The 25372-nt window shown below is 57.0% G+C and carries 21 protein-coding genes; 16 read left to right on the top strand and 5 right to left on the bottom strand.

Annotated features, from left to right (window positions below; all coding sequences use genetic code 11):
- Positions 1–150 precede the first annotated feature (150 nt).
- From AB4Y87_RS03445 to AB4Y87_RS03455, 3 genes are read left to right on the top strand one after another with little or no spacing between them, the layout of a single operon-like run.
- Positions 151–1635: an APC family permease gene (locus AB4Y87_RS03445; RefSeq protein WP_442003082.1), complete on the top strand. Its 1485-nt coding sequence runs from the start codon at positions 151–153 to the stop codon at positions 1633–1635.
- Positions 1636–1654: 19 nt separating this feature from the next.
- Positions 1655–2425, top strand: a complete 771-nt coding sequence (locus AB4Y87_RS03450; protein WP_442003083.1) for an SDR family NAD(P)-dependent oxidoreductase — start codon at positions 1655–1657, stop codon at positions 2423–2425.
- A 29-nt stretch (positions 2426–2454) separates the two neighbouring features.
- Positions 2455–3198, top strand: a complete 744-nt coding sequence (locus AB4Y87_RS03455; RefSeq protein ID WP_442003084.1) for an SDR family oxidoreductase — start codon at positions 2455–2457, stop codon at positions 3196–3198.
- Between the two features lie 613 nt (positions 3199–3811).
- Here AB4Y87_RS03455 and AB4Y87_RS03460 read toward each other — a convergent pair.
- From AB4Y87_RS03460 to AB4Y87_RS03470, 3 genes are all read right to left on the bottom strand, one after another.
- Positions 3812–4891, bottom strand: coding sequence for a CoA transferase (locus tag AB4Y87_RS03460; protein WP_442003085.1), 1080 nt, complete (start codon positions 4889–4891; stop codon positions 3812–3814).
- Positions 4892–5443: 552 nt separating this feature from the next.
- On the bottom strand, positions 5444–6334 hold the full coding sequence (locus tag AB4Y87_RS03465) for an SDR family NAD(P)-dependent oxidoreductase (RefSeq protein WP_442003086.1): 891 nt from the start codon (positions 6332–6334) through the stop codon (positions 5444–5446).
- Between the two features lie 241 nt (positions 6335–6575).
- Entirely contained in the window at positions 6576–7226 is a 651-nt protein-coding gene (locus AB4Y87_RS03470; RefSeq protein WP_442003087.1) for a TetR/AcrR family transcriptional regulator, read from the bottom strand.
- A 127-nt stretch (positions 7227–7353) separates the two neighbouring features.
- On the opposite strand from AB4Y87_RS03470, the gene AB4Y87_RS03475 reads away from it, so the two are divergent.
- The 3 genes from AB4Y87_RS03475 to AB4Y87_RS03485 are packed head-to-tail and all read left to right on the top strand — an operon-like array spanning position 7354 to position 11330.
- Positions 7354–8475 (top strand): CoA transferase, encoded by a 1122-nt coding sequence (locus AB4Y87_RS03475; RefSeq protein WP_431114698.1) that lies wholly within the window; start codon positions 7354–7356, stop codon positions 8473–8475.
- A complete protein-coding gene (locus tag AB4Y87_RS03480; protein ID WP_442003088.1) occupies positions 8468–9760 on the top strand; it encodes a CaiB/BaiF CoA transferase family protein in 1293 nt (430 codons plus the stop codon). The genes AB4Y87_RS03475 and AB4Y87_RS03480 overlap by 8 nt, the downstream gene beginning before the upstream one ends.
- A 43-nt stretch (positions 9761–9803) precedes the next feature.
- A complete protein-coding gene (locus AB4Y87_RS03485) occupies positions 9804–11330 on the top strand; it encodes an aldehyde dehydrogenase (RefSeq protein WP_442003089.1) in 1527 nt (508 codons plus the stop codon).
- 1416 nt (positions 11331–12746) lie between these two features.
- On the opposite strand, the gene AB4Y87_RS03490 is transcribed toward AB4Y87_RS03485, so the two are convergent.
- Positions 12747–14039 (bottom strand): cytochrome P450, encoded by a 1293-nt coding sequence (locus tag AB4Y87_RS03490; protein WP_442003090.1) that lies wholly within the window; start codon positions 14037–14039, stop codon positions 12747–12749.
- Between the two features lie 132 nt (positions 14040–14171).
- Between AB4Y87_RS03490 and AB4Y87_RS03495 the strand changes: the two genes are divergently transcribed.
- The 10 genes from AB4Y87_RS03495 to AB4Y87_RS03540 all read left to right on the top strand — a co-directional run bounded on the left by AB4Y87_RS03495 (position 14172) and on the right by AB4Y87_RS03540 (position 24611).
- Positions 14172–14480: a 2Fe-2S iron-sulfur cluster-binding protein gene (locus tag AB4Y87_RS03495; RefSeq protein WP_442003160.1), complete on the top strand. Its 309-nt coding sequence runs from the start codon at positions 14172–14174 to the stop codon at positions 14478–14480.
- Between the two features lie 46 nt (positions 14481–14526).
- Positions 14527–15756 (top strand): NAD(P)/FAD-dependent oxidoreductase, encoded by a 1230-nt coding sequence (locus AB4Y87_RS03500; RefSeq protein ID WP_442003091.1) that lies wholly within the window; start codon positions 14527–14529, stop codon positions 15754–15756.
- Positions 15757–15849: 93 nt separating this feature from the next.
- Positions 15850–16986: a thiolase family protein gene (locus AB4Y87_RS03505; RefSeq protein WP_442003092.1), complete on the top strand. Its 1137-nt coding sequence runs from the start codon at positions 15850–15852 to the stop codon at positions 16984–16986.
- 4 nt (positions 16987–16990) lie between these two features.
- Positions 16991–17404 carry a Zn-ribbon domain-containing OB-fold protein gene (locus AB4Y87_RS03510; RefSeq protein ID WP_431114704.1) on the top strand — a complete coding sequence of 138 codons (414 nt, stop codon included), beginning with the start codon at positions 16991–16993 and terminating at the stop codon, positions 17402–17404.
- Positions 17404–18201, top strand: a complete 798-nt coding sequence (locus tag AB4Y87_RS03515) for an enoyl-CoA hydratase/isomerase family protein (RefSeq protein WP_431114705.1) — start codon at positions 17404–17406, stop codon at positions 18199–18201. The genes AB4Y87_RS03510 and AB4Y87_RS03515 overlap by 1 nt, the downstream gene beginning before the upstream one ends.
- Positions 18202–18209: 8 nt before the next feature.
- On the top strand, positions 18210–19649 hold the full coding sequence (locus AB4Y87_RS03520) for an NAD-dependent succinate-semialdehyde dehydrogenase (protein WP_431114706.1): 1440 nt from the start codon (positions 18210–18212) through the stop codon (positions 19647–19649).
- A 105-nt stretch (positions 19650–19754) separates the two neighbouring features.
- Complete coding sequence (locus tag AB4Y87_RS03525; protein WP_431114707.1) at positions 19755–20945, top strand: MFS transporter; 1191 nt, start codon at positions 19755–19757, stop codon at positions 20943–20945.
- Between the two features lie 71 nt (positions 20946–21016).
- Positions 21017–21850: an SDR family NAD(P)-dependent oxidoreductase gene (locus tag AB4Y87_RS03530; protein WP_442003093.1), complete on the top strand. Its 834-nt coding sequence runs from the start codon at positions 21017–21019 to the stop codon at positions 21848–21850.
- 47 nt (positions 21851–21897) lie between these two features.
- Entirely contained in the window at positions 21898–22863 is a 966-nt protein-coding gene (locus AB4Y87_RS03535; RefSeq protein ID WP_431114709.1) for an aldo/keto reductase, read from the top strand.
- Positions 22864–23318: 455 nt separating this feature from the next.
- On the top strand, positions 23319–24611 hold the full coding sequence (locus AB4Y87_RS03540) for an MFS transporter (protein WP_442003094.1): 1293 nt from the start codon (positions 23319–23321) through the stop codon (positions 24609–24611).
- Between the two features lie 114 nt (positions 24612–24725).
- Here the strand turns inward: AB4Y87_RS03540 and AB4Y87_RS03545 are convergent, their stop codons facing one another.
- Positions 24726–25352: a TetR/AcrR family transcriptional regulator gene (locus AB4Y87_RS03545; protein ID WP_442003095.1), complete on the bottom strand. Its 627-nt coding sequence runs from the start codon at positions 25350–25352 to the stop codon at positions 24726–24728.
- Positions 25353–25372 lie beyond the last annotated feature (20 nt).

Consider the following 25372-nt stretch of genomic DNA (forward strand, 5'->3'; position numbering starts at 1 on the left):
GGTCTCTCGGTAACTGGGAAGAAAAGTTTGCGAAAAATGCTTGCCTAACTAACGCTCGTTAGCCTAGTGTCTTGGCAGGGTCCAAAGACGTACCTGCAGGAGTCTCGACCTCACCGATTACTTGAAGTATTTCGACAAAGGGAAGCCACAATGAGCCATTCCACTAGTGCCGAACGTGATGAGTCGGCCGTCCGCACTATTGCTAAAAAATCAAACGAACTCCGCGGCCAGCTCGGCGTTGGAAGCATCCTGTTCTCCGTCGTTGCATGGGCCGCGCCGCTGCTTGTGGTTGTGGGACTGATGCCCTCCATGATTGCCTTCGGCGGTAACGGGATTATCGCTGCACTCGCTGTCGCAACCGTCATCCTGCTCTTATTCTCCGTGGGATATACGGCGATCACCCGGTATGTGGAACGACCCGGCGCTTTCTACGCCTACATCACTGCGGGCCTGGGCAAAGAGATCGGGCTCGGTGGCGCCTTCCTCGCCATGTTGGGCTACTTGATCCTTCTGCTTTCCACGTGGGCCGCCTTCGGGGTATATGGACGGGCACTCATCGTGGATACATTCCATGGGCCAGACCTTCCCTGGTATCTCTACGGGCTGCTGGGCGCCCTCCTCGCGGGAGTAGCTGCATATCGAAAAATCGAATTCTCTGCCAAGACACTTGGCATTGCCCTGATTCTGGAAGTCGTCCTTGTCCTGGTATTCAACCTCAGAGTATTTATTGACGGAGGCCCCGCTGGTCCGCCGTTGAGTGCCCTGACTTGGGATGGTGCCAGCACTGGCAATTTCGGCCTCGTGCTGCTGTTCGCGATGCTTTGCTTTGGAGGATTCGAGTCCTCGGCGATCTACCGCGAGGAAGCCAAAGACCCGAACAAGACAATTCCCAGGGCAACCTATGTTGCCGTGGTCCTGATCGGGGTGTTCTATCTTGTTGTGGCCTGGGCAATGCTGGCTGCCCTGGGACCCGGAGGCGTGGCTGATGCCCGGGCCGGTGGGGCAGTGGCCTCCATGTTCGGCGACCTCGCGGCTTCCTACATCGGCAGTGTGGTGCCGGGCATCATTAACGTCCTCGTGATTTCCTCGACGTTTGCTTGTCTCCTTGCCCAGCACAATGCTGTAGCCCGGTACGCCTACTCGCTTGGGAAAGACGGCGTCCTGCCGCGAACGCTGGGCGTGGCTCACGCCCGGCATCATTCCCCCTTCGTAGCCTCCCTTATTGTCAGCGCCCTCGAACTCGCGGCAATTCTAGCCATCGCCGCAGGCACTGCCTTCGACCCTGCGGGCACGGACGCGTTCACGGTCTACATCCGCTTGAACGGCCTTGGTGCGATCGTCGTCGTTGCTCTTCTGGTCCTGGTCTCCATCGCTGTACTTATCTACTTCCGGCGACACAGCGTGCCGGGTCGCGGGGTATGGAAGACGACAATTGCGCCAGCCCTGGCCTTGGGCAGCCTCGCGATGGTGTTGGTGCTTAGCTTCCTCAACGTTGACGCTCTAATTGGGGCGGGACCCATCGCTTCCCTGGCCTTTACGCTCTTCATCCCGGTTGTGTGGGTGGGTGGCATTGTCTACTCCCGCTGGTTGAAGAAGGCCAAGCCTGCTATCTACCAAAAAATCGGCCGCCAGTAGGCGGTTGCGGTTCATTGACATGACTACCAAGAAGGACATCATCATGACACAACGTCTCACCGGCAAGATCGCTGTCATCAGCGGAGGGGCCAGCGGCATGGGCGTCAGCCACACACGCGGGATGATTCAGGAGGGGGCGAGGGTCGTCTCCTTCGACCTCAACGAGGGGGTCGGGCCCCAACTCGTGGACGAATTGGGCGAAGACAATCTGCTCTTCCTCCGAGGAGACGTGAGGAACGCCGAGGATTGGGCCAGGGTGGTATCGGCTGGGCGGCAGCATTTTGGCACTCCGAATGTGCTGGTCAACAATGCAGGTATCTCTCCACTGCAATCACTGGAAAAGGTATCAGAGGAAGATTATCGACGTGTGATCGATATCAACCAGGTTGGAACATTTTTGGGAATGCAGGCCTTGATTCCATCGTTGCGGGAAGCCGGCGGATCCATCATCAACATCGCGTCCACCGCGGCACTCGTGGCATTTGCCGATCTGTTCCCCTACGTTGCGTCGAAGTGGGCAGTGAGAGGTATGACCAAAGCGGCCGCGCTGGAACTGGCGCGGGACGGCGTCAGGGTTAACGCTGTTTGTCCGGGAGACACGGACACTCCAATGATCCGCGCCATTGCCGACACGCCCTCGGGAGCCCTTCCGCCAGCGGATGACCTGCCGTTCAAAAGGTGGGCTCAACCAGAGGAGATCAGTGCTGCCGTGATATTCCTCGCTTCTGACGAATCCTCGTACATGAGCGGCAGCGAACTCGTCGTCGACGGTGCCTTTACGGCGCAGTAGCACCAGCGGACTACAAAAGAGAGAAGACCATGGATCGAGTCAAAGGCAAGATCGCGATCGTCAGCGGTGCAGCAAGTGGCATGGGCGTGGAACACGTCCGCGCCTTGGTACGAGAGGGAGCGAAGGTGGTGGGCTTTGACCTTGTTGAGGGGGACGGACCTGCCCTCATCGACGAACTGGGCTCTGACAATTTTCACTTGCTGCCCAACCGCAGCGTTGTCTCTGCGTCCGATTGGGCGGAGGTTGTCCGGCACTGCCTTGCTACTTTCGGGGCGCCGACCATCCTGGTCAACAACGCTGGAATTTTCCGATCGACACGTGTCGAAAGCGTCACGGAGCAAACATATCGATCAGTCATTGATGTCAACCAAGTCGGCCCATTCCTGGGGATGCAAAGTGTTATCTCAGCCATGCGATACGCCGGAGGTGGTTCAATCGTGAACATCTGTTCCACCTCCGGCCTGGTGGCCTTCGAGGACAACTTCGCCTACGTCGCTTCCAAGTGGGCGGTCAGGGGGATGACAAAAGCCGCTGCACTTGAGCTGGCCGCTGACGGCATTCGAGTGAACGCCATCTGTCCCGGAGAAACTGAGACACCCATGTTGCTCAACAGCACGGAGCCCGGCACCTCCTTACCGCCAGAGTGTTTTCCGTTCGGCCGGTGGGCTCGACCTGACGAGATCGCCTCTGCCGTGCTGTTCCTTGCCTCGGACGAGTCTTCATACATGAGCGGCAGCGAAGTTGTGGTTGATGGGGCGTATACCGCCGGGTAGAGCGTGCTCTAGGTGGGCAATGCTGCGCAAGCAATGACTGCCTCCGCAAGGCACAATTCACCTTTGGCCGCCGGACCCCGTGTCCCAGGCTGGCACACAGCGTCCGGATAGGGCTTGAAGATAATGAGATGGAGCGAAAGTGGTTCAGGACACGCTTCGTGCTAAGAATCCACTTTGCTCGATTGAAGGCTTCCAAGCATGAGCTGGGTCCAGCGCCCATCATCTGTAGCGACACGGGGAACAATGAACAGTTACTATCCACTTGCTCTGCTTCTGGCACGGCAAGAACTGGCTACGCTCAACGCTCATGAGGCTCTGAGCGCTCTACCTGGCGCTCCTGTGGTCATGAGGGAAGAATCGCGACCGCCTCTTTGGTGGAGAACTCTTCGAGGCCGAATTGCCAACGCTTTGCATCGCATGGCTTGGGCCATCGAGTCCTAGCCTCGCCTCGCCCTGCCCCGCCCCGGGCTGCAGGYCAGGCCGGGTCAGGCTTATGTAGTTGGGCGTCCAGCAATGCATCAAAAAAGCTCCAGCTCCGCCGGTCCTGCTTGCACAGGTCGGCGGAGCTGGCTTTCACTTATTCAGGAGTGCCGGCAACCGCTGCCACCGGCAGTCATGGCCGATCATAAGACCACGTCGGCGCAGATGCTCCAGGCCCCTCCGAGATTCGATCCCAAAAGTGAGGGGTGTTTTCGATCGTCAAAGGGAACGTTAGCCGTTGGGACGCCTTTCCGCCCATGCTGTAAATGCGATCATCCAGAAAGTCAGCCTCGATCGGCAACCGGAATGTCTCTTGATATTGAGGCGATCCTCCATTTGCAAGCAGAGCAGCCGACCGGGCGAGCGACATTTTAGTGACGGATCCGAGGCCCGTGTTCATCCTTCGACGCAGGCCTTCAAGCACCGCTGCAGCAAGCTGATATCCGGTGCCGAAATCGAGGGCCTCCACCGGTAGATGTCGCGGCCGGGTTGCATCAACTGAATGTCCCAGGGCATTGAGCGGAAGTCGACGGTCAGGGTCCTGATTTGCCCACCGGCTCACTTCATGTGCGATTCCAGATGAGAACTGGACCAGAGTGTCAAAACCCCGTCTTTCCCTCCACGGGCCTGTCCAGCCATAAGCGCACAAGGCAACCTCCACCAGGCCAGGCCGAAGAGAAGACCGTGTCTCTTGATCGAACCCGAGGCCGTCAAGTGCCCCTGGCCTATAGCCATGCACCAAAACATCGGTTGATGCCAGCAATTTCTTGAAGTGTTCCCTTCCCTCCGGCGTTTTGATGTCGAGCAATGCCCATCGCTTGCCGAGGACAATGTCGTTAGCTCTTCCCAGCAGGACTTCGTCCGAGTTTGGTGCATCCAGCCTAAGGACTTCCGCGCCGAGGGCCGCGAGGTATCTAGTGGCCATTGGGCCTGCCACGACCCGCGTCAGGTCCAAAACGCGGACCCCTAGGAGCGGCCGTCCCGGTGTCGGTCGCCAAGAGTCGGCGCCCAAGAGGGTGTCCTCGCGTGCGGCGACGGGTTCACGCGCGACGGCGGCACCTTGGGGATGATGTCGCCAGTCATCGAGAGACCGGGCTACGGCTGCCGCAGCGCCTCCGGCGATCAGCCGGTCTTCTGCTTCGTCTGCATTCAAACCAGAAAGCGCTTCAGCGACATCATTGAGGTCACCTTTGATTTCGAGGCTTTCAAACAATCGCTGGCGAAGCGTAGGGTATGTTGCCTGCACTCGAATCCACTGGGCGTCTCGAGTCTGGAACTCAACCATCCACTTTGAGTGGATGCCATGGGGGAGAGGCTCGTCGATGAGCCTCGAAGGCGCTATGGGAAAATCAAACCAGGTTGTAGCATTCTTCCGGTCCACCCTCACATCGGGCGCCCCTAGGCCGGCATCGTGAATTAGTTGGCTCGCGGCTAGCCCCGCGGCGGCAAAGGTGGCCGCCGCGAAATCAACAACTGGAAACGGCGAGGAAAGGTCTCCCTCGTTGTGGAACGTCACTCTTTCGAGGGCAGGCGCCTCTCCACCCAATGAGCGCCAGATTTCTTGTAGGAAGCTCCTTGCGATGGGGAAATCTGAAGATGCTGCTGAAATAGGGGGAGTGATCATTGCTTCCTCTGGCAAACTGTGGACCGGCAGCTTCAAGTGGGGATGGAATGGATCCAGACCCAGAGGCTGCCGACTGCTGTGTGGCTCTCTAAATGGGCTCGGTCACTGTTGTCCTACGCCCCTGGGGTTGTGGCTGGACCCTCACCGTGTCCCGAGGAAGGACGCGTGAGGAACCGGGCACTTGGTGGCATCACCGGTACCGTCGTGCGTGTGCGAAATATCAGATTCAAGGTTTTCCACCAGGGCAAGTCTTTGAACATTAGCCATGACGTCGCGTGCGTGCTCCAATGCGAACGCTCGAGACGCGGGATTTGTGGCAATAATGTGTATTCCGCTCAATAGACCGTCGAAAGCCTGTTTGGCGACGTCCTCTGAGGATTGGGCGTACGGTTCAATGGCCGACCTGAGTTCGGGGTGTGCAGCGATCAATTCGCCCACCCGTTCCGTTAAAACCCATCCCGGTGCAAGCAGACTGGTACCGACTCCCGTACCGTCGAAATCCCGACGCGCAACGTCAGTAAATCCCAAATTGGCGTACTTGCTGACGGTGTAGGTGCTAAGTGCCATCACGTGTGGGGGCACTCCGAGTGAATGTTCCGATCCCACGTTCAGAATATAGGCGGCCTGCCCACGCTGTGCAGACTTTTTAAGTTCCTTAGCAAACACCCTGATTCCGTTGAACATTCCGAGCACGTTCACCTCGAAGAGGCGCCGGGCCTTTGTCGGGTCAGCTGTGTCAAGACCAGCGTTTTCGCCGCCACTGGCTGCATTGTTTACCATGACGTTGACTTTTCCGAACCGGCGCAGAGCTTCGGCCTTGAGGTTCATCACAGATTCGTAGTCCGCAACATCAGTTGTGACCCACTCAGCCTGGCCTCCGGCTGCAGTTATCAGATTCACTGTTTCGCTGGCGTCCCCGGTGGAACCGATGAGCACGCGTGCTCCCCGTGAGGCGGCTTCCCGAGCCAGCGCGCGGCCGACGCCGGTACCTCCCCCCGTAACAACTACAACTGCATCTGTCAGTGAAGACATCTTGTGGTCCTTTCGCTGAATAGGCGGCTTAAGTGCGGGATCTGTTGTGAGCGGAATGCGATCCGTACCTGTGATCGAGCCATCGTTGACAAGCCTAGGCCAAGCGATTCCGTTCGCAACGTAGATGTGCCTTAAGGGCCTTAGTCCGTGTTCAGAACTAGTTTAGGTTTTATCGGGTGGATGGTCAACTATCTGGTTGGTTGAATATTGGGAAGGGTCGCGCTTGTTGGGGCGCAAACCATCACTCCGGACGAAGCGCCTGGATGAGTTGCGYGGCAAAGACCCGACGACGCTCAGCGAAATTTTCGCTGCCAGGATCTTCGCCTGTAAGCATCTTTGTAATCTGGGGCAGTGCATGAGGCCCCATGGACATCATGACAATGAACAACGCCACCATTGCAGGGTCCATGTCTGCCCTTAAGTCCCCCTGGCTTTGGGAGCGACGTACGATGTCAATCTCCCGATGCCAAGCCTTGGTCCGCTCTGCCTCCATGCGAATCTCTTGATCGCCGCGCTCGCTATTTTCGATACCCTCCCACACAAGGAGGCGGCGCCAAAACTTCGAGTTTGCACTTGAACCCGCGCTAAGAAATTGGCCGGCAGTGTCCTCAAGGCGTAGTGATTCCATGGCCGTCCACGCGGGAGCCGTACCCTCGATCATGGCCGAAAGCACGGCATCATAGAGGCCGGCTTTGTTGCCAAAGTAGTAATAGATCAACTGCTTGTTGCAGTCCGAGGCTTTGGCGATTTCATCAATTCGTACGGCAGCAAAGCCTTTTTGGGCGAATTGCTCGGTGGCGACCTGGAGAATTCGATCCCTCCGGGAGGGTCCGTCAACTTCCTCCTCCTGGACGGCTGGGCTCTCGGGCTGCTGGTTAGAGGTTCGTGCCATGGAGGTAGGTTACCACCTTTCAACCGAACACTTGGTTGACTAACAGGCTCGTTCCGATAGACTCAAGTAACTAGTTGGTTGAACTGAATCACTAGCTCGCCGAAACCTGCAGGAGGAGAAAATTTGCATGGAAACACGCAATATGGGGAGAACAGACTTCGGACATAGCGGTCCGTTGTCCGGTCTTTCCGTAGTCGAACTTGGGGATGACATTGCTGTCGCGCTAACTGGAAAACTTTTGGGAGCCTTGGGAGCGGCCGTCACGAGATTTGAACCGGAAACTGGCTTCGCCTCACGCTCGCGCGCACCGATGGGACCAGATGGAACGAGTCTCCTCTTCACGTACTTGAACAACGGCAAAACGATTCGGAGTGCTGCAAGCGTCGATGGCGGCGCTGTGTCCCTTATCCGGTCAGCAGAGATCGTAATCGGAGCCCATCAGTATTTCGTGTCGGAGGGCGTGGAAGTGGAGAGCCTTAGCCGTGATGGGAAGATTGTCACAGCCATAAGCGGCTGGGGTGAGCAGGGACCGCGGGCCGGAGATCCTTTTTCTGATTTGGTTGCCCAGGCCGCTGGAGGCCTGATCAATCTTGTTGGCGACCGAGACAGGCATCCGCTGGCATTGGCCGGAAACCAGGCCGCATACTCCACCGGAATGCAGGCCTTCACTGGCACCATGATTGCGCTGCACCATCACGATCAGACGGGTGAAGGGCAGGTCATACGAACGAGTTACCTTGAGACGGTGGCCTACTTGGAGTGGAAGGGCGCGACGTACTACCAAGCGAATGGCGTGGTTCTCTCGCGGGGAGGAAGCTCAGGGCCTGTCATTCTGAGGACTCAAGATGGGCACGTCGCGTTCTACTACCGTGATACTGACTGGGCGCAGGTGGTATCGCTCTTTTCGGATCCCCGCCTTGCTTCGCCTAAATTTGCCAGTGCTGCTGCTCGGATCGAGCATCAGGCAGAGCTTACCCTCATTCTGTCCGAGTGCTCTGGGACGTGGACGAAGGAGGCTCTTTACCATGCAGCCCAAGCACGAGGTATACCGGTGGGCAGCGTTGAGCTCATCTCGGACCTGTTGTCCTCCGAGCAGTACCTGGACCAGAGGTTCCTTGAGAGTGCAGGCATCCCCGGTGTGCCTTCAGCGAAGCAGCCAGGCGTGCCCTTCACTTTTGGGGGACGGCGGCCACGTGGCGAAGCGATGATTGGCGCACTAAAATCTAGGGACGGAGCTACACGTGAATGAGCAGGGGCAGCTTGCCGGCCAAGATGCAACCGAACCCCCGGGTCCACTACATGGAGTACGGGTACTGGATTTGGGCACCATCACGGCGGGAGCAGCGACAAGTTGTGTTTTCGCCGACTTCGGTGCGGATGTTGTCAAGGTGGAGTCCTTCGCTCACATCGATCCTTTCCGCGCCTGGAATCAGGTTTCTTCGTCCACAGGAAATGACGACTATGATCTCAGCCCGCCGTTTCACACTGTGAACCGGGGAAAGCGCAGCGTCGGTATGAATCTGAAGACGGCCGAAGGGAGGTCTCTGCTGCTGGATTTGGTCCGGTCAAGCGATGTCGTCGTCGAGAATTTCCGCCGGGGCGTGTTGGAACGCCTGCGCCTAACGTATGAGGACCTTTGCGAGGCTAATCCAGCCATCGTCCTTCTATCCCTTACCAGTCAAGGCATCCAGGGGCCAGAAAGCCGATACGCTTCGTTCGGCTCAACGTTGGATGCTCTGGGCGGATTGATGTCCGTGACCGGATACGACGCAAACACGCCTAGATGGTCCGGAAACAACGTGAACTATCCAGATCAGCTGGTTTCCTTCTTGGCTCCAGGTGTGGTTCTTGCCGCCCTCCGCCAAGCCGAAAGTACGGGATCAGGCACTTGGATCGACTTCTCTCAGCGGGAAGCCGTGACCTTTTCCCTGGGAGAACAGGTAATGGCAGGATCGGTTTCCGGAGTCGACCCCGTTCCTCTGGGCAACAGAGCTGAGGACTTCATTCAAGGGGTCTATCCGACAGCCCATAGTGAGAAGTGGGTTGCTCTCTCGATTCCCAATGACGACACCTCGTGGGCGAAACTTGCACGAGTTGTGGGTATCAACCCAAGCGAATCCACACTTGCATCCCCTGAACTGCGATGGAACGCGCACGACCAAATCGATCAAGGTATTGCCCGATGGACGTCCTGGCTGGAACCACCTGCGGTCGTCAGGGCCCTCGCTGAAGCCGGAATAGCGGCTGCCCGGGTGACAAATGCTGTTGAAGTTCTGGAAGACGAACAACTTGGGGCACTTGGCTTTTTCAGGGAAGTCGATACACCCTTGGGAACCTTCAGGCAGCGGGGCTTTTCTGCCCGGCTCTCAGGGACGCCCGGAAATATTCGACGCCATGCTCCAAACCTCGGAGAGCATACCAGCGAGGTGCTCAAGGAGCGACTAGCCATTGACGATGAAACGATCAAAGATCTAGTCGTCTCCGGTGTTTTGAACGAAGGCCCGCAACTGGCTTCAGCGGCGCCAATCAAATAGGACGACAGGCTCAATGACTGACAACGATGTACAGGAGAAGCATATGAACAATCTGGCTAGTTCGGTTCTGGCCGAACGTTTTTCACCGGATACGGATCGCGACTACGCAATGCTGATAGATGGAGACTGGGTCCAGTCCTCGAGTGGCCAAACGTTTCAGTGCGTGGATCCGTTCGACAATGTCCCGTGGGGAAGGATTCCCGCCGCCACGGTGGAGGATGTTGATCGCGCAGTACGGGCGGCTCGTCGCGCGTTCGATCAGGACGGTTGGGGCACAACATCGCCTCTCGTCCGGTCGCAACTGCTTCGGCGGTTCGGGGATCTCATCGGGGAACATGCCGAGGAACTCGCAAAAATCCAAATCCACGAGAACGGCAAACTCATCACCGAAATGCTTGCCGGCGCCCGGACATTGGGTCCGCAGGCTCATTACGTTGCAGGCTTGGCTGAGAACATTCACGGCCGCACCTTCCAGTCACTGATCCCGAATACCACTGCTTATAGCGTCCGGGAGCCGATCGGCGTCGTCGCTGCCATCACCCCATGGAACACCCCTCTGGGGCTGTTGTCGTGGAAGTTGTTCCCAGCTCTTGCCGCTGGAAACACTATCGTCATCAAACCCTCAGAAGTTACCCCGACGTCAACGCTCAGGCTTGCCGAGCTGGCTATGGAAGCTGGGTTTCCACCAGGTGTAATCAACGTCGTGACCGGCTTTGGCCAGCCGACCGGCTCAGCCTTAGTCTCCCACCCCGATGTCGACAAGATTGGCTTCACCGGTTCCACGGGTGCGGGTCGGGCAATTTACAAGCAAGCCGCAGAACGAATCGGACGGGTCACTCTCGAACTGGGTGGAAAATCTCCCAACATCATCTTTGCCGATGCGGACCTTGACGATGCCGTCCATGGAGTCATGGCGGGAATATTCGCAGCCACAGGCCAGACCTGCATGGGAGGTTCACGTGTCCTGGTCCAGGATGCCATCCATGACGAGTTTGTTGAGCGACTGGCCAGGGCCACCAGGTCGCTTCGCCTTGGTGATCCCTTGGACCCGTCTGTTGACGTTGGCCCGGTGGCAAATCGCGCACAGTTCCAGAAGGTGCTGGAATACGTTGAGATCGGTCAGGACGAAGGGGCAGAACTTGTCACGGGCGGTGTTACCCGCGGGGACGCGAGCGGCAACGGAAATGGGCTCTTCATCGAGCCGGCTGTTTTTGCTGGCGTCGACAATGGCTCCAGGCTTGCTCAAGATGAAATTTTTGGCCCCGTAGCAAGCGTCATCCGCTTCAAAAATGAAGACGAGGCCGTAAGCATCGCCAATGACACGGAGTTCGGACTTGCAGCGGGGATTTGGACGAACGACGTTGGGCGGGCCCACCGCATGGTTGGAAGGGTCCGCGCTGGGACCGTATGGGTCAACAGCTACCGCTTGGTTTCTTTCAACGTTCCGTTTGGAGGCTTCAAACAGAGCGGAATTGGGCGGGAGCTCGGACCAGATGCGCTCGACGCTTATACAGAGGAAAAGGCGGTCTGGATTAACCAGGGGAACCGTCAAACATTCGGGCGCCACTAAGCCTCTGGCACTCACAGCCGGTTCGCTGTGAGTGCCAGATAGCCCGATTGGGGAGGGCGGTCATGGAGGGATCCGTGGAAGGGCTTTTGTCGAGCAATGAACCGGTCAAAATTGACGGTCGTCCTTATGCTCACGGTGTGGACTGGAGTTAGCGAAGGCCCGGGATGGATGGACTGCCCCAAAGACTGCCTTTACGCGGAAATGTAGGCTGTCTGGGGGCGTGATTCCCAGTGCGCAAAAAGTTGGGTATGGTTCATGCTTGCGCTATCCGCACTTGAGATATTGGGCAAAGCGTCCCCGATTGTTTGCTGTACGGATGATCGTCGGTTTGGTGCGGACATCAGGCGATCTAAGGGACATCCACAGAAATGTTCGGCTTAGCACCGCGGCGATAACGGTATGCCCGGCATGATGGATCATCAACGTGGTCCAAAAGTATCGGAAGGCCGTCATTATCTGGCTACGCCAATAACGAGGCACGCCTTAGGCGGATCGCGAAGAGGCAAACGGGGATGCGCCCTCGGCAATGGATCGGGAACCGCACGCATAGAACGACGCCGGCGCGGGATGCCAGCGGGAGCTTGTCATAGCGGGTCGCGACGCCAGGGCATCGGGAAGGTCCTTGCACGGCCCCCGTCGAGGCGAGGCATCCGGATCGCTCCTATGCCGACTGGGAACATGGCCGGACCGCCAGACGCGGGCCCTCACCTTCGCAGCATTATGGGTTTTTTCTTAGTCCGCCGCGGGAACGACTGCTCGGATGGTCCGAAGGTTCACCTAGCAGCTTCTAATTCGGGAGTTCCCCGCGGCGCGGGAAATGGTCGTCCCGCGCTCGTGGGCTCCGTTGATAGTCGAATCCACCGACCTGTCCCATAGGTCTGCCCTGTGTCGTCTTTTTCGGCCAGAAGCCCTGGCATGGCTCGGTCTCACGCCCCCGTCGGAGGTGAAGTGGCGGTGCTCTTCTTCAAGGGTATGCCGGAGAGCGAACTCTGCTAGCAGGTCCCGCCATGGATCTCGCAGCGGTATCGCTACTGATGCCTTCAACAACCTTCCGATGCCACGGAACGGGCGGCACCGCAGCCCGTTCGAACTGGCAGCAGAGGTTCGATCCGGGACCAATGATCATCATTTAAGAAGTCAGATGCGATTTCGGACTTCATCGAAGACTTCCATTTGCCCGGTGTGCCGATACTGGTGTGCTGATCCCCATAAACACGGAGATTCCACTTTCTGGATAGCATCGACGGATAGCATCGACAACGCAACGACTTGGAATCCTGTTTAGCGTGCCAGGGTTGCAGTAACGAGGCACGATTTCCTGATGCTGCAACAAACTCGTGGGCGCGGCAACAGCAAGGGAAACCTTGTTCAGATTGGAGGGCCTGCAGGGCCACATGTTGACCCTGCAGGACATGCTCATCCGACCTTGACGGGAAGCGCAAACAATTGATTGATCCAAGTACTGTGCCCGCGGCGGGGAATACCGTCGAGCTCCAGTTTTACTGAGCGCTTGTGGAGCTCTTCCAGCAATATTCGCACCTCAAGTTTGGCGAGGCTGTTGCCGATGCACCGGTGTGCTCCGCTTCCGAATGCGAGGGTTTTTGTCTCAGGTCGCCGCGGATTGAACACATGAGGATTCGTGTACACCGCGGGGTCGCGGTTGGCTGCTACGAAGTAGAGCTGGATGACATCACCTTTGCGGATTTGTTGACCAAGAAACTCGACATCCTGAGTTGCCACTCGCGCCATGTTCATGGCAGGAGTTATGAACCTCAGGAACTCGTCGACCACACGCATAGTTTCGCCGGCCTCGACATCCCGCCACGTCTGTTCGGCGATCTCAGGGTCTTCCAGGATCATACGCATTGATTGTCCAATCAAGGTATGAGTGGTTTCGTACCCCGCGACCATGAGGAGGCTCACATAGTACTGGTATTCCTCCTGGGTAATCTCGCCGCGTTCAACGTATTGGGCGAGAACGGTGACCATATCATCTTCCGGAACGCGCAGTTTTTGCTGCTGCAACTCCCGAATGTAGGGAAAGATCTCATCGGCCGACTGTTTGAGCATAACTGCGCCCGAATCTCGGAAAGCTGAGGCGTGGAAGATCGCATCTGTCCATCGCACTATGTCACCCCGTCGCTCGAAAGGCACACCCAGGACGCGTGCCACGACTCGTGAGGGAATTAGCTTTGCCACATGCTCCACGTAGTCAAACCTGCCCAAGGGGAGGGTATCGTCGAGCACTTCGGCGACGATCTCGCGGATCCAACCGTCGAAATTTGCTACAACTCGCGGCCCAAATGATGCGGCGGCCGCTCGGCGCACGCGGCCGTGCTTGGGCGGATCCATGAACATCAGGTTGTCGCCGAACTCGTTGTTTGGGCCACTACCCATTAGGGGAAACCCGGGGCCTTCACAGGAACTGAAAAGGTCGGGGCGCTTCTCAAACTCCAGAATGTCCTCGAACCGTGTCACAGCCCAGAAACCGCCATTGGGAGTTCCGAACTCGGCCGGTTGCCAGTAGAGCGCGGGCATGCGCCGAATGGCGTCGAAGGCTTCGTGAGGTACTTCCTCGCTAAACGTCTCAGGTTTGCTTAGATCGGGCAAGGTCTCGGCAGATGTCGCTGCTGGGGTCATTAGTATCCTCCTTGATACGGCCAAACGACGGGATTTCCTCACTTTAGGGTTACCTTCGAAGGCTGTCAACCAACAAGTTATATAAGAGATCCCATTGCCTCCTGGTGGCCTGACTGTCTATAATCAAATAGTTGGTTGAATTTTTCATCGTGACGCCGATGAGCGTCCGATGGCAACGAGGAGGTTGCTTTGACAGAGATTGTGTATGTCCATCAATCAGGACAGCGACAGCATGTGCAGGCGGACGAGTCTGAAACCGTGATGCATGCTGCCGTGAGTAACTTCGTTGACGGCATTGTGGGCGAATGTGGGGGGGATCTCTCTTGCGCCACATGTCACGTGTTCGTCGACGAGGGCTGGGCCGGGAAGGTTGGGACTCCAAGTCCGGACGAGGAGGCAATGTTGGAGGCCGTGGCAGTTGAACCAACGCAGTTCAGTCGTTTGTCATGTCAGCTCAAGTGCAACGCCAACCTCAACGGCCTCATTGTGCACGTGCCAGAAGCGCAGTAGTCCGGTGGTAACCGAAGCGCCGCGGGTGCCGTCTACAGATCACGTCGTGATCGTCGGAGCAGGTCAAGCTGGCAGCGATGCAGCTGCGGCCCTGCGTATGGCAGGGCATCAAGGGCCAATCACCTTGATCGGGGACGAGCCTCATCTTCCCTATAGTCGCCCCCCACTTTCGAAGGCGTTCCTGTTGGGTGAGGTGGACGAGGGGGGTCTTATTCTCCGGTCAGCCGAGTCCTATCGCGACCATGAAATTGAAATACTTACGGAGGCTCGCGTGAGTAGCCTCAACAGCATAGAACGTCATGTCGTTCTCGAAGACGGAACCACCGTTCCTTACGACAAACTGATTCTTGCGACTGGAGGGCGACCTCGTTCGCTCCCAAATCCTGAGTTATCAGCGGCGAGGAACGTTTTTACACTGCGTTCCGCCCGAGACGCGTCCCTCATTCGGCAACACCTGAGCCAGGCGAGGCGCATTGTAGTTGTTGGCGGAGGGTACATCGGCCTTGAGATGGCCTCTGTGGCGCGCTCCCTAGGAGTGGACGTAACGCTCCTTGAAACCAACCCCAGGCTGCTCTCTCGCGTAACGTCTCCCGTAGTTTCGGGCTTCTTTCGTCAGCTACACCAGGACGAAGGGGTTGAGATACGGCTGAACGCTTGCATTGACAAGTTTGAAACCGACGACGCTGGAAACTTTGAGTCGTTGTACCTGACGGATGGCACGAAGATCGAGGCGGACTTCCTGATAGCAGGCATAGGCCTTGTTCCCAACACGGAACTTGCATTGGGTGCAGGGCTGAAGGTGGACAACGGCATCCTCGTAAACGAGTACCTGCAGACCTCCAACCCTGATATCTACGCCATAGGAGATGTGGCCCGCTACCCAGACCAGCAACACGGCGGGCTCAGCCGGCTGGAGTCCGTTCCAAATGCTTCCGCCCAGGCGAGGAGGGTCGCGGCCAACTTGACGGGGGACTGCCTCCCGTTCAACAGCGTTCCGTGGTTTTGGTCGGACCAGTTCGATGTGAAACTGCAGGTGGTCGGACTTTCTCGGGGCTACGACGAACTGGTAGTCCGGCCCGACCCCTCCAGAGCTCGCGCCATCACAGTCTTTTACCTGAAGGGCGGAGTAGTTATCTCGGCGGATATTGCAAATAGTCCAAAGGACTTCGCTTTCGCTAAGAAGCTAGTAGCAGCAGGTGCGGTGGTCGACTCCGCTCTGCTGGCGAATGCTGCTATTCCATTGAGGGACCTGGTCCCCCTACCTGCATCGATATAGGCGAACCTGCTCGAAACCGTTTGTTGGACGTTAGTACTGGCATCAAACAACCGTATGGTTGATTCGTGCACAGTTTCATGGAAGTGGAGAAATATGAATGACCTACGAGAAGTTGCCATTGTTGGGGTCGGACAAACTGATTTTGGCGCACTCTATGCCAATAGGGATGCCCAGCGTGACCAGTACGCATTAGGGGCCGAGGCCCTCCGACTGGCCATAGCGGACTCAGGCCTGGCGAAGAGTGACATCGACGGTCTTTTAACCGCAAGGATTCAGTACGAACACGGTGGCCATGTACTCGGATTAGGAAATGTTCGTGTAATCAACGGCCTTGAAGGCTCTGGCCGAATGAGCGGAGTAGCCATACAACAGGCCACTGCCCTGATTGCCACTGGCCAGGCTGACGTTGTCGCGTGCGTCTATGGCAACAACGGGAGGTCGGTGCAAATGAAGTATGGCGGTGGCTACACGGCAAGTCCGACTTCTGTGTACGACTCCCTATATGGAATGACGTCTCCGGGCGCGTACGTCTCAATGATGTATCAACGCTACCGCCACTTGTACGGGGTTCCTGATGGTGCTCTGGCCCCGCTTGCCATTAACAACCGTCAAAATGCGGCCTTGAACCCAGTTGCTGTGATGCGCGAGCAGATAACGGCCAAGCAGTACCTCGCCTCCCGCTTCATTGCCGAACCACTCAGACTGTATGACTACTGCATCATCAATGACGGCGGCGTTGCCATCATATTGACCACCATGGACAGGGCGAAAGACCTGCCGCATCGTCCGGTCAGGATTGCCGGGACAGCGTCTGCTGCGGATGTAAGCAATTACTACACGAGCCCCAGCTTTTTCTACGATGCATCTCAAAAAGTTGCGAAAGATCTCTACACCCAAACTGGTTTGAAGCCAAAAGACGTCGACGTTACCCAGATCTACGACAATTTCACGCCGACCATCTTGTTCAGCTTGGAAGGATTTAATTATGCCCCGCAAGGGCAAGCCTGGGAGTGGGCGAGCCTTGACAGGATAGGGCGGCATGGAACGAGTCCCATTAATACCGCCGGAGGACACACCGGCGAGAGCTACATGCAGGGTTGGGCGCATCATGTCGAAGCCGTCGTTCAATTGCGAGGCGAAGCCGGCGAACGACAAGTACGTGACGCAAACGTTGCCCAATACATTTGCGCATCCCCAATCACGACGTCACACATTTTGATAGGAGAGTGAGACTGTGCCCACACCGGAACAACTCGAAAAGATGCTGCCAACGATCACGGACTTGAATCGCGAATTTTGGGAAGGAACAGTAAAAGGAGAATTCCGGCTTCAGTACGGACCTTCCGGTGTTCCCCGCTATCCCGAGTCGCCAATAGATCCTGTGACCCTGGACCCCGATTTCAGCTGGCGGGCCTCCACAGGACGAGGAATATTGTGGTCATGGATCGTCATGCATCAGAAGTACTTCCCCGCATTCTCTGAGGACGTGCCCTACATTGTCGCTTTGGTGAAACTGGATGATGGCCCGATGGTCATGAGCACCATTGTTGACGGACCAGAAGACCTCGTCTGCGATCAAAAGGTCGAGGTAGTCTTTGAACCGCTCAACGACGACTATGCCTTGCCAAAGTTCCGGGTGGTCTCCTAATGACGGGATTCTCAGAAAATGCTGACCTGATTCTTCTCGAGCATCGAGATAATGGCGTGTCATGGGTCACGTTGAATAGGCCGAGCAAGCGCAATGCCATGAACTTGGCGGCCAGAACTCGTTTGATCGAAGTTTTGGATGAATGCCGGCAGTCGAAAGTCATCATTTTGACTGGAAACGGACCGGCATTTTGTGCCGGAGTTGACCTCACGGAAGATGCGTCCGGAAATACCGGTACTGCTGAACTGGACGGGAGAAGCACTTGGGTCGGAGTTCAGAATGAACTGCGAAATCACCCTTCTGTAGTTATCGCCGCGATCAATGGATTCGCGCTTGGTGGAGGTTCCACCTTAATTAACGTTGCAGATCTGGCGGTGGCTGCGGACGAAGCACAGATCGGTATGCCGGAGATGGGGTTCGGGCTATATCCGACTCTCGCTGGTCCGGCCGCACAGCTACGCATCAGTCGTAAGCGCGCTGCCTGGCTCATCCTTACGGCTCAGAGAATCAATGGAACCACCGCAGCCGACTGGGGAATGGTCAATGCTTCCGTTCCCCTATCGGGCCTGGCGATAACAGTCCAGGAACTGGCGGACAGAGTTGCTGGCTTTGATAGGGCGGCACTCAAATGGTCAAAACGTGCTCTGTGGACCATCCCTGACGAGGTCTCTCAGTGGGATTCGGCACTTGAGTATGGGGAACACATCAGTAAGCAGATTCAGTCCGAAAGTGACGCTTTCAGTGCGGGGTTGGCAGGCTTTCGGTCCGGACAGCGGAGCCAAGGCCAAGGTGTCTGAGAATTCCCTTGCACACCCTGGCCTGCAAACTATTCAGCGCAGCTACAAAGACACAGAGGAATGCTATGTATACGACAAAAAACCCAGCTACCGGGGAAGTGCATGCGACATACAATACGTTGACGCCGGAAGAGCTGGAGGGCGCCGTCACACGCTCAACAGCCGCTTTTTCCACCTGGAGGGATACACCAGTGGATGAACGGGTCTCCGTGCTCAGCCGCGCGGCTGAACTAGCCCGTGAGCGCGCTGAGGAACTTGCCCAGATCGCGACGTTGGAGATGGGCAAGCCTATTCAGCAGGCAAGGACTGAAGTCACACGACTCTTCCAAAATATTCTTGATTACTACGCAGCCAACGCATCGGAGTTTTTGAAGGATCAGCCGCTGTTTCCTTCCAGTGGCGACAGTGCGGTCGTGAAGACGGCGCCAATAGGTCCGGTTCTAGGCATCATGCCTTGGAACTTCCCCTACTATCAGGTCGTTCGGTTTGCAGCGCCCAACCTCTTGTTGGGTAACACCATCCTGATCAAGCACGCAGCCAACTGTCCTCAATCAGCACTTGCCCTCGAAAAGCTTTTCCAAGACGCCGGTTTGCCTGATGGTGCATATATTAATCTCTTCGCCAGGCACGCGGATCTTGAGTCTGTAATCGCGGATCCCCGCGTACAAGGTGTCTCCCTCACGGGCTCCGAAAAAGCCGGAGCTGCAGTTGGCGCACTGGCTGGCAGTCACCTGAAAAAGGTCGTCCTTGAGCTGGGCGGGTCCGATCCGTTTATCGTTCTCGATGATCACGACCTTGACAGGGTTGTTCGCCAGGCGGTGACAGCTCGGATTGGAAACGGGGGTCAAGCCTGTGTGGCGGCTAAGCGGTTCATCATCATGGCTGACACGTACGAGGCATTTACTACCAAGTTCGTACATGCAATGGCCGCGATCGTCCCCGGCGATCCAACATCCGAGGGCACCCTCCTTGGGCCCATGGTTTCAGAGCAGGCGCGCCGGGAGATTCAAGGGATCGTCGATGAGGCTGTTGCGGCCGGCGCGACGGTGCTGGCCGGCGGTAACGCGCACGAGTTTTCGGGAGCATTCATGCCACCTATCGTCCTTGCGGACGTGAAACCTGGCATGCGTGCTTGGAATGAAGAAATCTTTGGACCTGTGGCCGTCCTCCATCGAGTCAACAATGTCGACGAGGCCATTACCCTCGCCAACGATACGATCTACGGATTGGCAGGTTCGGTCTGGAGCGGCGACCACGAACTGGCAGAGAAAGTGGCCCTAAGGCTCGAGGTGGGCATGGTCGGGATAAACGCCACCGCTGGCACCGAGCCAGAACTCCCGTTCGGGGGAGTGAAGGCCTCCGGATTTGGCCGCGAACTAGGAGAGTTTGGTCTGAACGAGTTTGCCAATAAAAAGCTCGTTCGCACAGCACGAGGCCATCTCAACTAGGTGATCTTGGCTGGACGCAGACCGCGGCTTGTATCCGGGCTGCGGCGGAGAAGGCACTCCTGGGGCCTGCAGCGCCCTACTCCACCCGAAATGTCTCGGAGACAAATGCAAAAACTTCCCGCCCCGGTTTACGTCATAGCAAGCGTAGGGTTTCTTTCAGCCCTCGGCATCGGCGTCATCGCACCCATACTTCCAACACTGGGGCATTTCTTTGGTGTGGGGACCACGGCTATGAGCATGGCGATCAGTGGACTGGCCGCGGCGCGCCTTGCCGCCAACCTCGTATTCGCCAGATATCTGGACAGGTGGTCGCTAACGTGGGTTCTCGGCCTGGGGTTGCTTTTGCAGGGGGTGGCAACGGTCGCCGCTGGGGTAAGTCCCGACTTTGGAGTTTTTATCGCGCTGAGGTGCGTTGCTGGTATTGGTAGTGCAGCATTCACCACTACTGCCACAGCAATACTAATTGCCTTGGCGCCTCCAAGCCGGCGTGGCAGTGCGATGAGTCTCTACTTCGGTGCCTTCGCCCTGGGAACAGTTTCGGGACCTGCCTTGGGAGCGGGATTGGCACTCATAGGTCCCCAAGCGCCGCTTCTCTGGTCAGGGTCGGCGATGCTGTCCGGCGCGGCCCTTACCTTGATCACACTAAGAACGGCAAGCCGTGCTTTTGACGCCGCAGGTAAGCGGGTCGTGAAAATTCCGCAGCCCGAAAGCGCATCCCTCTTGGACATTGTTCGTGATCGTCCTATGGCGGCGGCGTTGGCTTGCCAATTTGTAACTGGCTGGGTGTTTTATGGCTTACGTGTGGCCTACCTTCCGGCTTACCTCGAAGGATTTGGGTTGGCTGTTGGGTTTGTAGGCCTACTTCTGACACTTGCGGCGGCCTTTCAGCTCGCTGGAAACACTTTTGCCGGCGCTATCTCGGATCGCATTGGGAGAATACCTATAATTCTCTGCGGCTTCGCCTTGGCATTGTGCGCGCTCGGAATGCTGGCATTTCCCACAGTCTTACTCGTCGTCTTGCTGTCATTCATAACAACGGGGCTCGCAGCAAGCTTTCTCGGACCACCATCAAGTGCGCTATTGGGGGATAGGCAAGCTGGGCGCACTGCCAAGGGAGCCGCGCTCTACTGGATCATGTTCGATCTGGCCGCGATCCTCGGACCAATCATCAGTGGAGTCATCGGGGAGGGAATCGGTCCTGGCGCTCCATTGGTCCTTGCAGGAGTGATAGTGACGGCGGCTTCCTACTTCGCGCTTCGCGCACGGAGAGTCGACGAAGAATCAGACGCGCACTAATTCAGCTTGCCCCACAGCTCTAACCGCATCATTCTAATCGATTCGAGCAGTCCAGGAAAAGGAGAAAAGTTATGGGTAAGACGTGGTTTGTGACTGGAGCATCAAGGGGATTCGGTCGGGTATTCGTAGAAGCGGCCCTCGAACGAGGTGATCGTGTCGCGGCGGCCGCCCGTAATATCGAGATGCTTTCTGATCTCGTGGAGCGCTACGGCGACGCAATCCTGCCTCTCGCACTTGACGTCACGAGTGAGTCACAGGTCAAGAGTGCCGTCCGTTCCGCACACGATACATTTGGTCGCTTGGACATCGTGATCAACAACGCTGGCTACGGGCTATTCGGAACTGCCGAGGAAGTTTCATTGCAGCAGGTTCGAGACCAGATGGAGACCAACTTCTTCGGCGCGGTCTCCGTCACGAACGAAGTTATACCCATTCTTCGTCAACAAGGATCTGGTCATATCGTACAAATCTCATCCATCGGAGGCGTGACAACATTCCCAACACTAAGCGCCTACCACGCCTCTAAGTGGGCGCTGGAGGGCTATTCGGACAGTATTGCACAAGAACTGGCTGGCTTTGGGATTAATGTCACTATCGTCGAGCCTGGCGGTTTTGATACTGATTGGGCAGGTTCTTCCGCGACATTTGTTGAGCAGATGCCCGAGTACGCGGGGGTTCGTACAGCGCTCTCTCAAATGTTCGCGACGCCTTCGCCAAAGCCCCTCGGATTTGGCACCGCAATCCTTGCGGTTGTAGATGCGGAACAGCCTCCCCTGAGGGTCTTTTTTGGAGAAGCGCCTCTCCGACTCCTGCCCGACGTGTACAAAGGGCGACTCGATACCTGGGAGTCGTGGTCGTCCGTTGCACGACTGGCTGAAGGAGAATACGGTCCGCGTGAAAATTAGATGCAAAAGCAAATCAATCAATCACGTCCAGAACACAGTAGGGAAACATGAAACAGCGCATATTGGGCGAGCAAGGCCTGACTACATCTGCCTTGGGCTATGGTTCAATGGGAATCTCCCTAGCCTATGGATCTTCAAACGAACAGGGCGGCATCAAGGCTATTCGACGGGCCCACGAGCTGGGTGTAACGTTCTTCGATACCGCCGAGCTTTATGGCTGGGGAGAGAATGAGCGGATTGTGGGCAAGGCAGTCGCTCCATTCCGTGACGACGTAACCGTCGCCACTAAATTCGGCTATAATCCCGATTGGTCCCTAAACAGCAATCCGGTTCACATCCGTGAAGTTGTCGATAATAGCCTGAAGTATCTGGACACAGGGCATATCGACGTTCTCTATCAGCACCGTGTAGATCCGGCTGTTCCCATAGAGGAGGTGGCAGGTGCGGTCAAGGATCTGATTGACGTTGGCAAAGTGAAATACTTTGGACTCAGCGAGGCGGGCGAGAAAACTATTCGCGCCGCCCATGAGATCCAACCTGTATCGGTACTCCAGACGGAATATTCCCTCTTTGAACGGGACGCCGAACAACTCTTTCCAGTCTTGGGGGAGCTTGGCATTGGATTCGTACCTTACTCCCCGCTCGGCCGCGGTTTCCTTACTGGCACTGCCCAGCCAGCTAGCGCCTACGACGCCCAGACAGATATGCGGGCAAACGATCCGCGCTGGCAACCAGGGAACTTTGAGAAGAACGTGGAAGCAACGCGCCAGTTATCTGAATTTGCGCATACTCGAGGGGTTACCGTGGCGCAGTTAGCCCTCGCGTGGTTACTTGCTCAAGGCGAACACATTGTCCCGATTCCCGGGTCCCGTGACCCGCGAAGAGTAGAGGAAAATATCCACGCCGTTAACGTTGATTTGACGCGCAGTGATCTGGACCGAATCGCGGGAATCTTGCCTAGCGGCGGCTTCGGAGCCCGATACAGAGCGGAAATGCTTCCCAGCTGGGTCTAGCGCCAATAGAGGGTTGGATTGCTGGGTCAACGACTTCGATGCTGGAGAACCTGTGTCCTCCTTAGCTGTGGGAATGAGGTCATCAGTCTGGATTCGTCCAGGGTGATGACCTCCTGCGTTTGATCGGACGGGGTGTCAGCGCCGTTCGTTGGTATGGGGATCGTAAATAGATGCCAAAGATTCAGTCAAATTGTTGGTTGATTTTAGGCTGTGACTTAGATAACATGCCTACTAGGGCAATCGCCCGCTACTCAAAACCTTCGGTAACTTCGCGGCACGCCTGCCATATCTTCAATGGAGGTTAGTGCGCTTCCGTGGGGGAGAGCGCAGCAGCCGCAAAATGCCGGCCCCGCTATTCATCGTTCAGTGATATCCGTAATTAGCTGAGGTTGAGCGCGCTCGTCCCGGTTTGGAATCCAGTTGGCATCTTCACCCATAGAAAGATCGGTACACCCATGTCTACTAGTGACAATGACGTCCTGGAGCGAACTCCCGAAGCGACCTTCATACACAAAGGGCGAAGGCTTCGGTCGACAATCGGGGCCTTCTTCATCATGATCGCGTTCTCAACGTCTACTACGGGTTTTGGTCTCCTGGTGCCGTCCGGCGCCACCCACTTCCAGACGACCCTCGGCGCGTATCTCGTCCAGTACTCGCTGATCGCAGTTCTGGGAGCGCTCGTGCTTCCCTTCGTTGGACGCGTGGCCCAGCGGGTTGGCATACGGAAGCTCATTATTGTAGGAGGCATTTGGTCAGCCGCAGGGATGCTCATCCTGTCAATGACCACTGCACTTGGGCCGATGTACCTGGCAGCCGCGTTCATTGGAATCGGCTGGGGATTCTGTACAGTCATACCCGCGACGATTGTGGTCAACGGTTGGAACGATCATAGGCATCGGGGCATGGTTCTGGGTGCCACCCTCACTGGAACTGCCATTGGAGGGATCGCCTGGGGGTTGACCATCCCAGCTCTGGTCTCGGCAGTGGGCTGGTCGGGGTCAGTCCAGATCCTGGCGGGTTTCGTGTTCGTCTTCATAGCCCTGACCGGAGTCTTCCTGGTTCGGAATCCTCCAAACATGGTCCGCCGTCCCGGCGAATCCGACGCGCGACCACCGGCACTCCGCACGTTGCGACTACGCATGCCGATCGCGCTGCTTACTCTCGGCGCCTTCTTAATCTCAATGGAGTCCGGAATACTTGTCTTGGTGTCTCCGGTCGTTCAAACTAAAGGTCTCGACACGGCAACGGCAGGCCTGATCGTCTCATACTTTGCCATCTGGCAGATCCTACTTAAGCCGATCGTCGGCGTTATCTACGACCGATACGGGTACAAGGGCAGCGCATTTACAATGCTCGTCGCATACGGGGTCGGATTCGGGGGACTTGCCATGGTGTTCGGAATCCAAGGCCTTATGACCGTCATTCCGTTTGTGGCTCTAGCACTCACGTCGTACTTGGTCATCATTCCTCTGTTCGTCAATCTGGCTGTCGGTAAGGCCCGGTTCGCTCCTGTCTATAGCATCGTCATGACTCTTTACTACATCGGTGCGGCCTTCTCTACGCCCTTCTGGGGAGCGAGCTTTGACCTTACGGGAAGCTACACGGTCGCCCTGTATGGAGCTGTTGGCCTCGGTATTGCCGGCGTGGCCTTCATGGTGTTGGGCTTGAGGCTCGCGCGGATGCGCGCCGGAAGCGCCCGCGAAGTTCCAGAAGTTGACGCTCGCCCCACTGCGGCAGCCCTGGATTAAAGGGGATCTCAGCGCGCTGGGATCGGATCAAAAAGTCCGACGCGTGTCGTGGGCTACTCGCGTTTCCACCCTTTCTTCACGCTACCGCCGCTAACTACGTTGTACAGGAATCGTTTAACTTCGGTGGCTGGTCCCCGGTATTTGACACTCGTCCGAATCGATTTCCGGCAGCGCCTTGGCATCAGCAGGACGCAGTGATTCAAGAAGTAGAGCGATGGCCCGGTTGGGTCCACTGCCTTCGACTCCGCGGCCCCAGTGGACGCTGGTCAGCATCGCCAGGAATGTAAACAGGTCACGGGGGGACACGTCTGGTCGGATTAGCCCGCTTGCTTGTCCTCGGTGTAGAAGTTCAGCTAGTGCGGTGGTGATGATGCTGGCTGCGCGCGCAGTGGGCACCAAGGCGTCCCGGGCGGCCGCAATGATATTCGCCTCGCGTGCCACCATGTCTGTAGCGGCGGTCATCACCTCGGTGAGACCAACGCGCGGGTCAGGCTGAGAAACCGCGCTTCGGATCTTCGGCGCGACGTCCTCCTGGATGCACTGATCCAATGCTGCTTTCACCAGATGTTCCCTGCTCGGAAAATGTCTATACAGCGTTCGCGCCCCAACGCCCGCCTGGACGGCTACCTCTTCCAAGGAGGCCTGTGGACCTTCGTCCAGAAACAAAACTCGGGCTGCCCGGATGATGCGTTCGGCGTTTCGTGCTGCGTCGGCTCGAAGCGGAGATTCAATGCTGTTCACTCTCACACCATACTATGTGG

It is taken from the genome of Paenarthrobacter sp. RAF54_2, assembly GCF_052113945.1.
In the GTDB taxonomy this organism is placed as follows: domain Bacteria; phylum Actinomycetota; class Actinomycetes; order Actinomycetales; family Micrococcaceae; genus Arthrobacter.

What these genes read in the sequence shown, in the direction of transcription:
- AB4Y87_RS03445 (WP_442003082.1), top strand. Translation starts at nt 151, where the DNA reads ATGAGCCATTCCACTAGTGCCGAACGTGATGAGTCGGCCGTCCGCACT.
- AB4Y87_RS03450 (WP_442003083.1), top strand. Translation starts at nt 1,655, where the DNA reads ATGACTACCAAGAAGGACATCATCATGACACAACGTCTCACCGGCAAG.
- AB4Y87_RS03455 (WP_442003084.1), top strand. Translation starts at nt 2,455, where the DNA reads ATGGATCGAGTCAAAGGCAAGATCGCGATCGTCAGCGGTGCAGCAAGT.
- AB4Y87_RS03465 (WP_442003086.1), bottom strand. Translation starts at nt 6,334, where the DNA reads ATGTCTTCACTGACAGATGCAGTTGTAGTTGTTACGGGGGGAGGTACC.
- AB4Y87_RS03475 (WP_431114698.1), top strand. Translation starts at nt 7,354, where the DNA reads ATGGAAACACGCAATATGGGGAGAACAGACTTCGGACATAGCGGTCCG.
- AB4Y87_RS03485 (WP_442003089.1), top strand. Translation starts at nt 9,804, where the DNA reads ATGAACAATCTGGCTAGTTCGGTTCTGGCCGAACGTTTTTCACCGGAT.
- AB4Y87_RS03505 (WP_442003092.1), top strand. Translation starts at nt 15,850, where the DNA reads ATGAATGACCTACGAGAAGTTGCCATTGTTGGGGTCGGACAAACTGAT.
- AB4Y87_RS03515 (WP_431114705.1), top strand. Translation starts at nt 17,404, where the DNA reads ATGACGGGATTCTCAGAAAATGCTGACCTGATTCTTCTCGAGCATCGA.
- AB4Y87_RS03525 (WP_431114707.1), top strand. Translation starts at nt 19,755, where the DNA reads ATGCAAAAACTTCCCGCCCCGGTTTACGTCATAGCAAGCGTAGGGTTT.
- AB4Y87_RS03530 (WP_442003093.1), top strand. Translation starts at nt 21,017, where the DNA reads ATGGGTAAGACGTGGTTTGTGACTGGAGCATCAAGGGGATTCGGTCGG.
- AB4Y87_RS03535 (WP_431114709.1), top strand. Translation starts at nt 21,898, where the DNA reads ATGAAACAGCGCATATTGGGCGAGCAAGGCCTGACTACATCTGCCTTG.
- AB4Y87_RS03540 (WP_442003094.1), top strand. Translation starts at nt 23,319, where the DNA reads ATGTCTACTAGTGACAATGACGTCCTGGAGCGAACTCCCGAAGCGACC.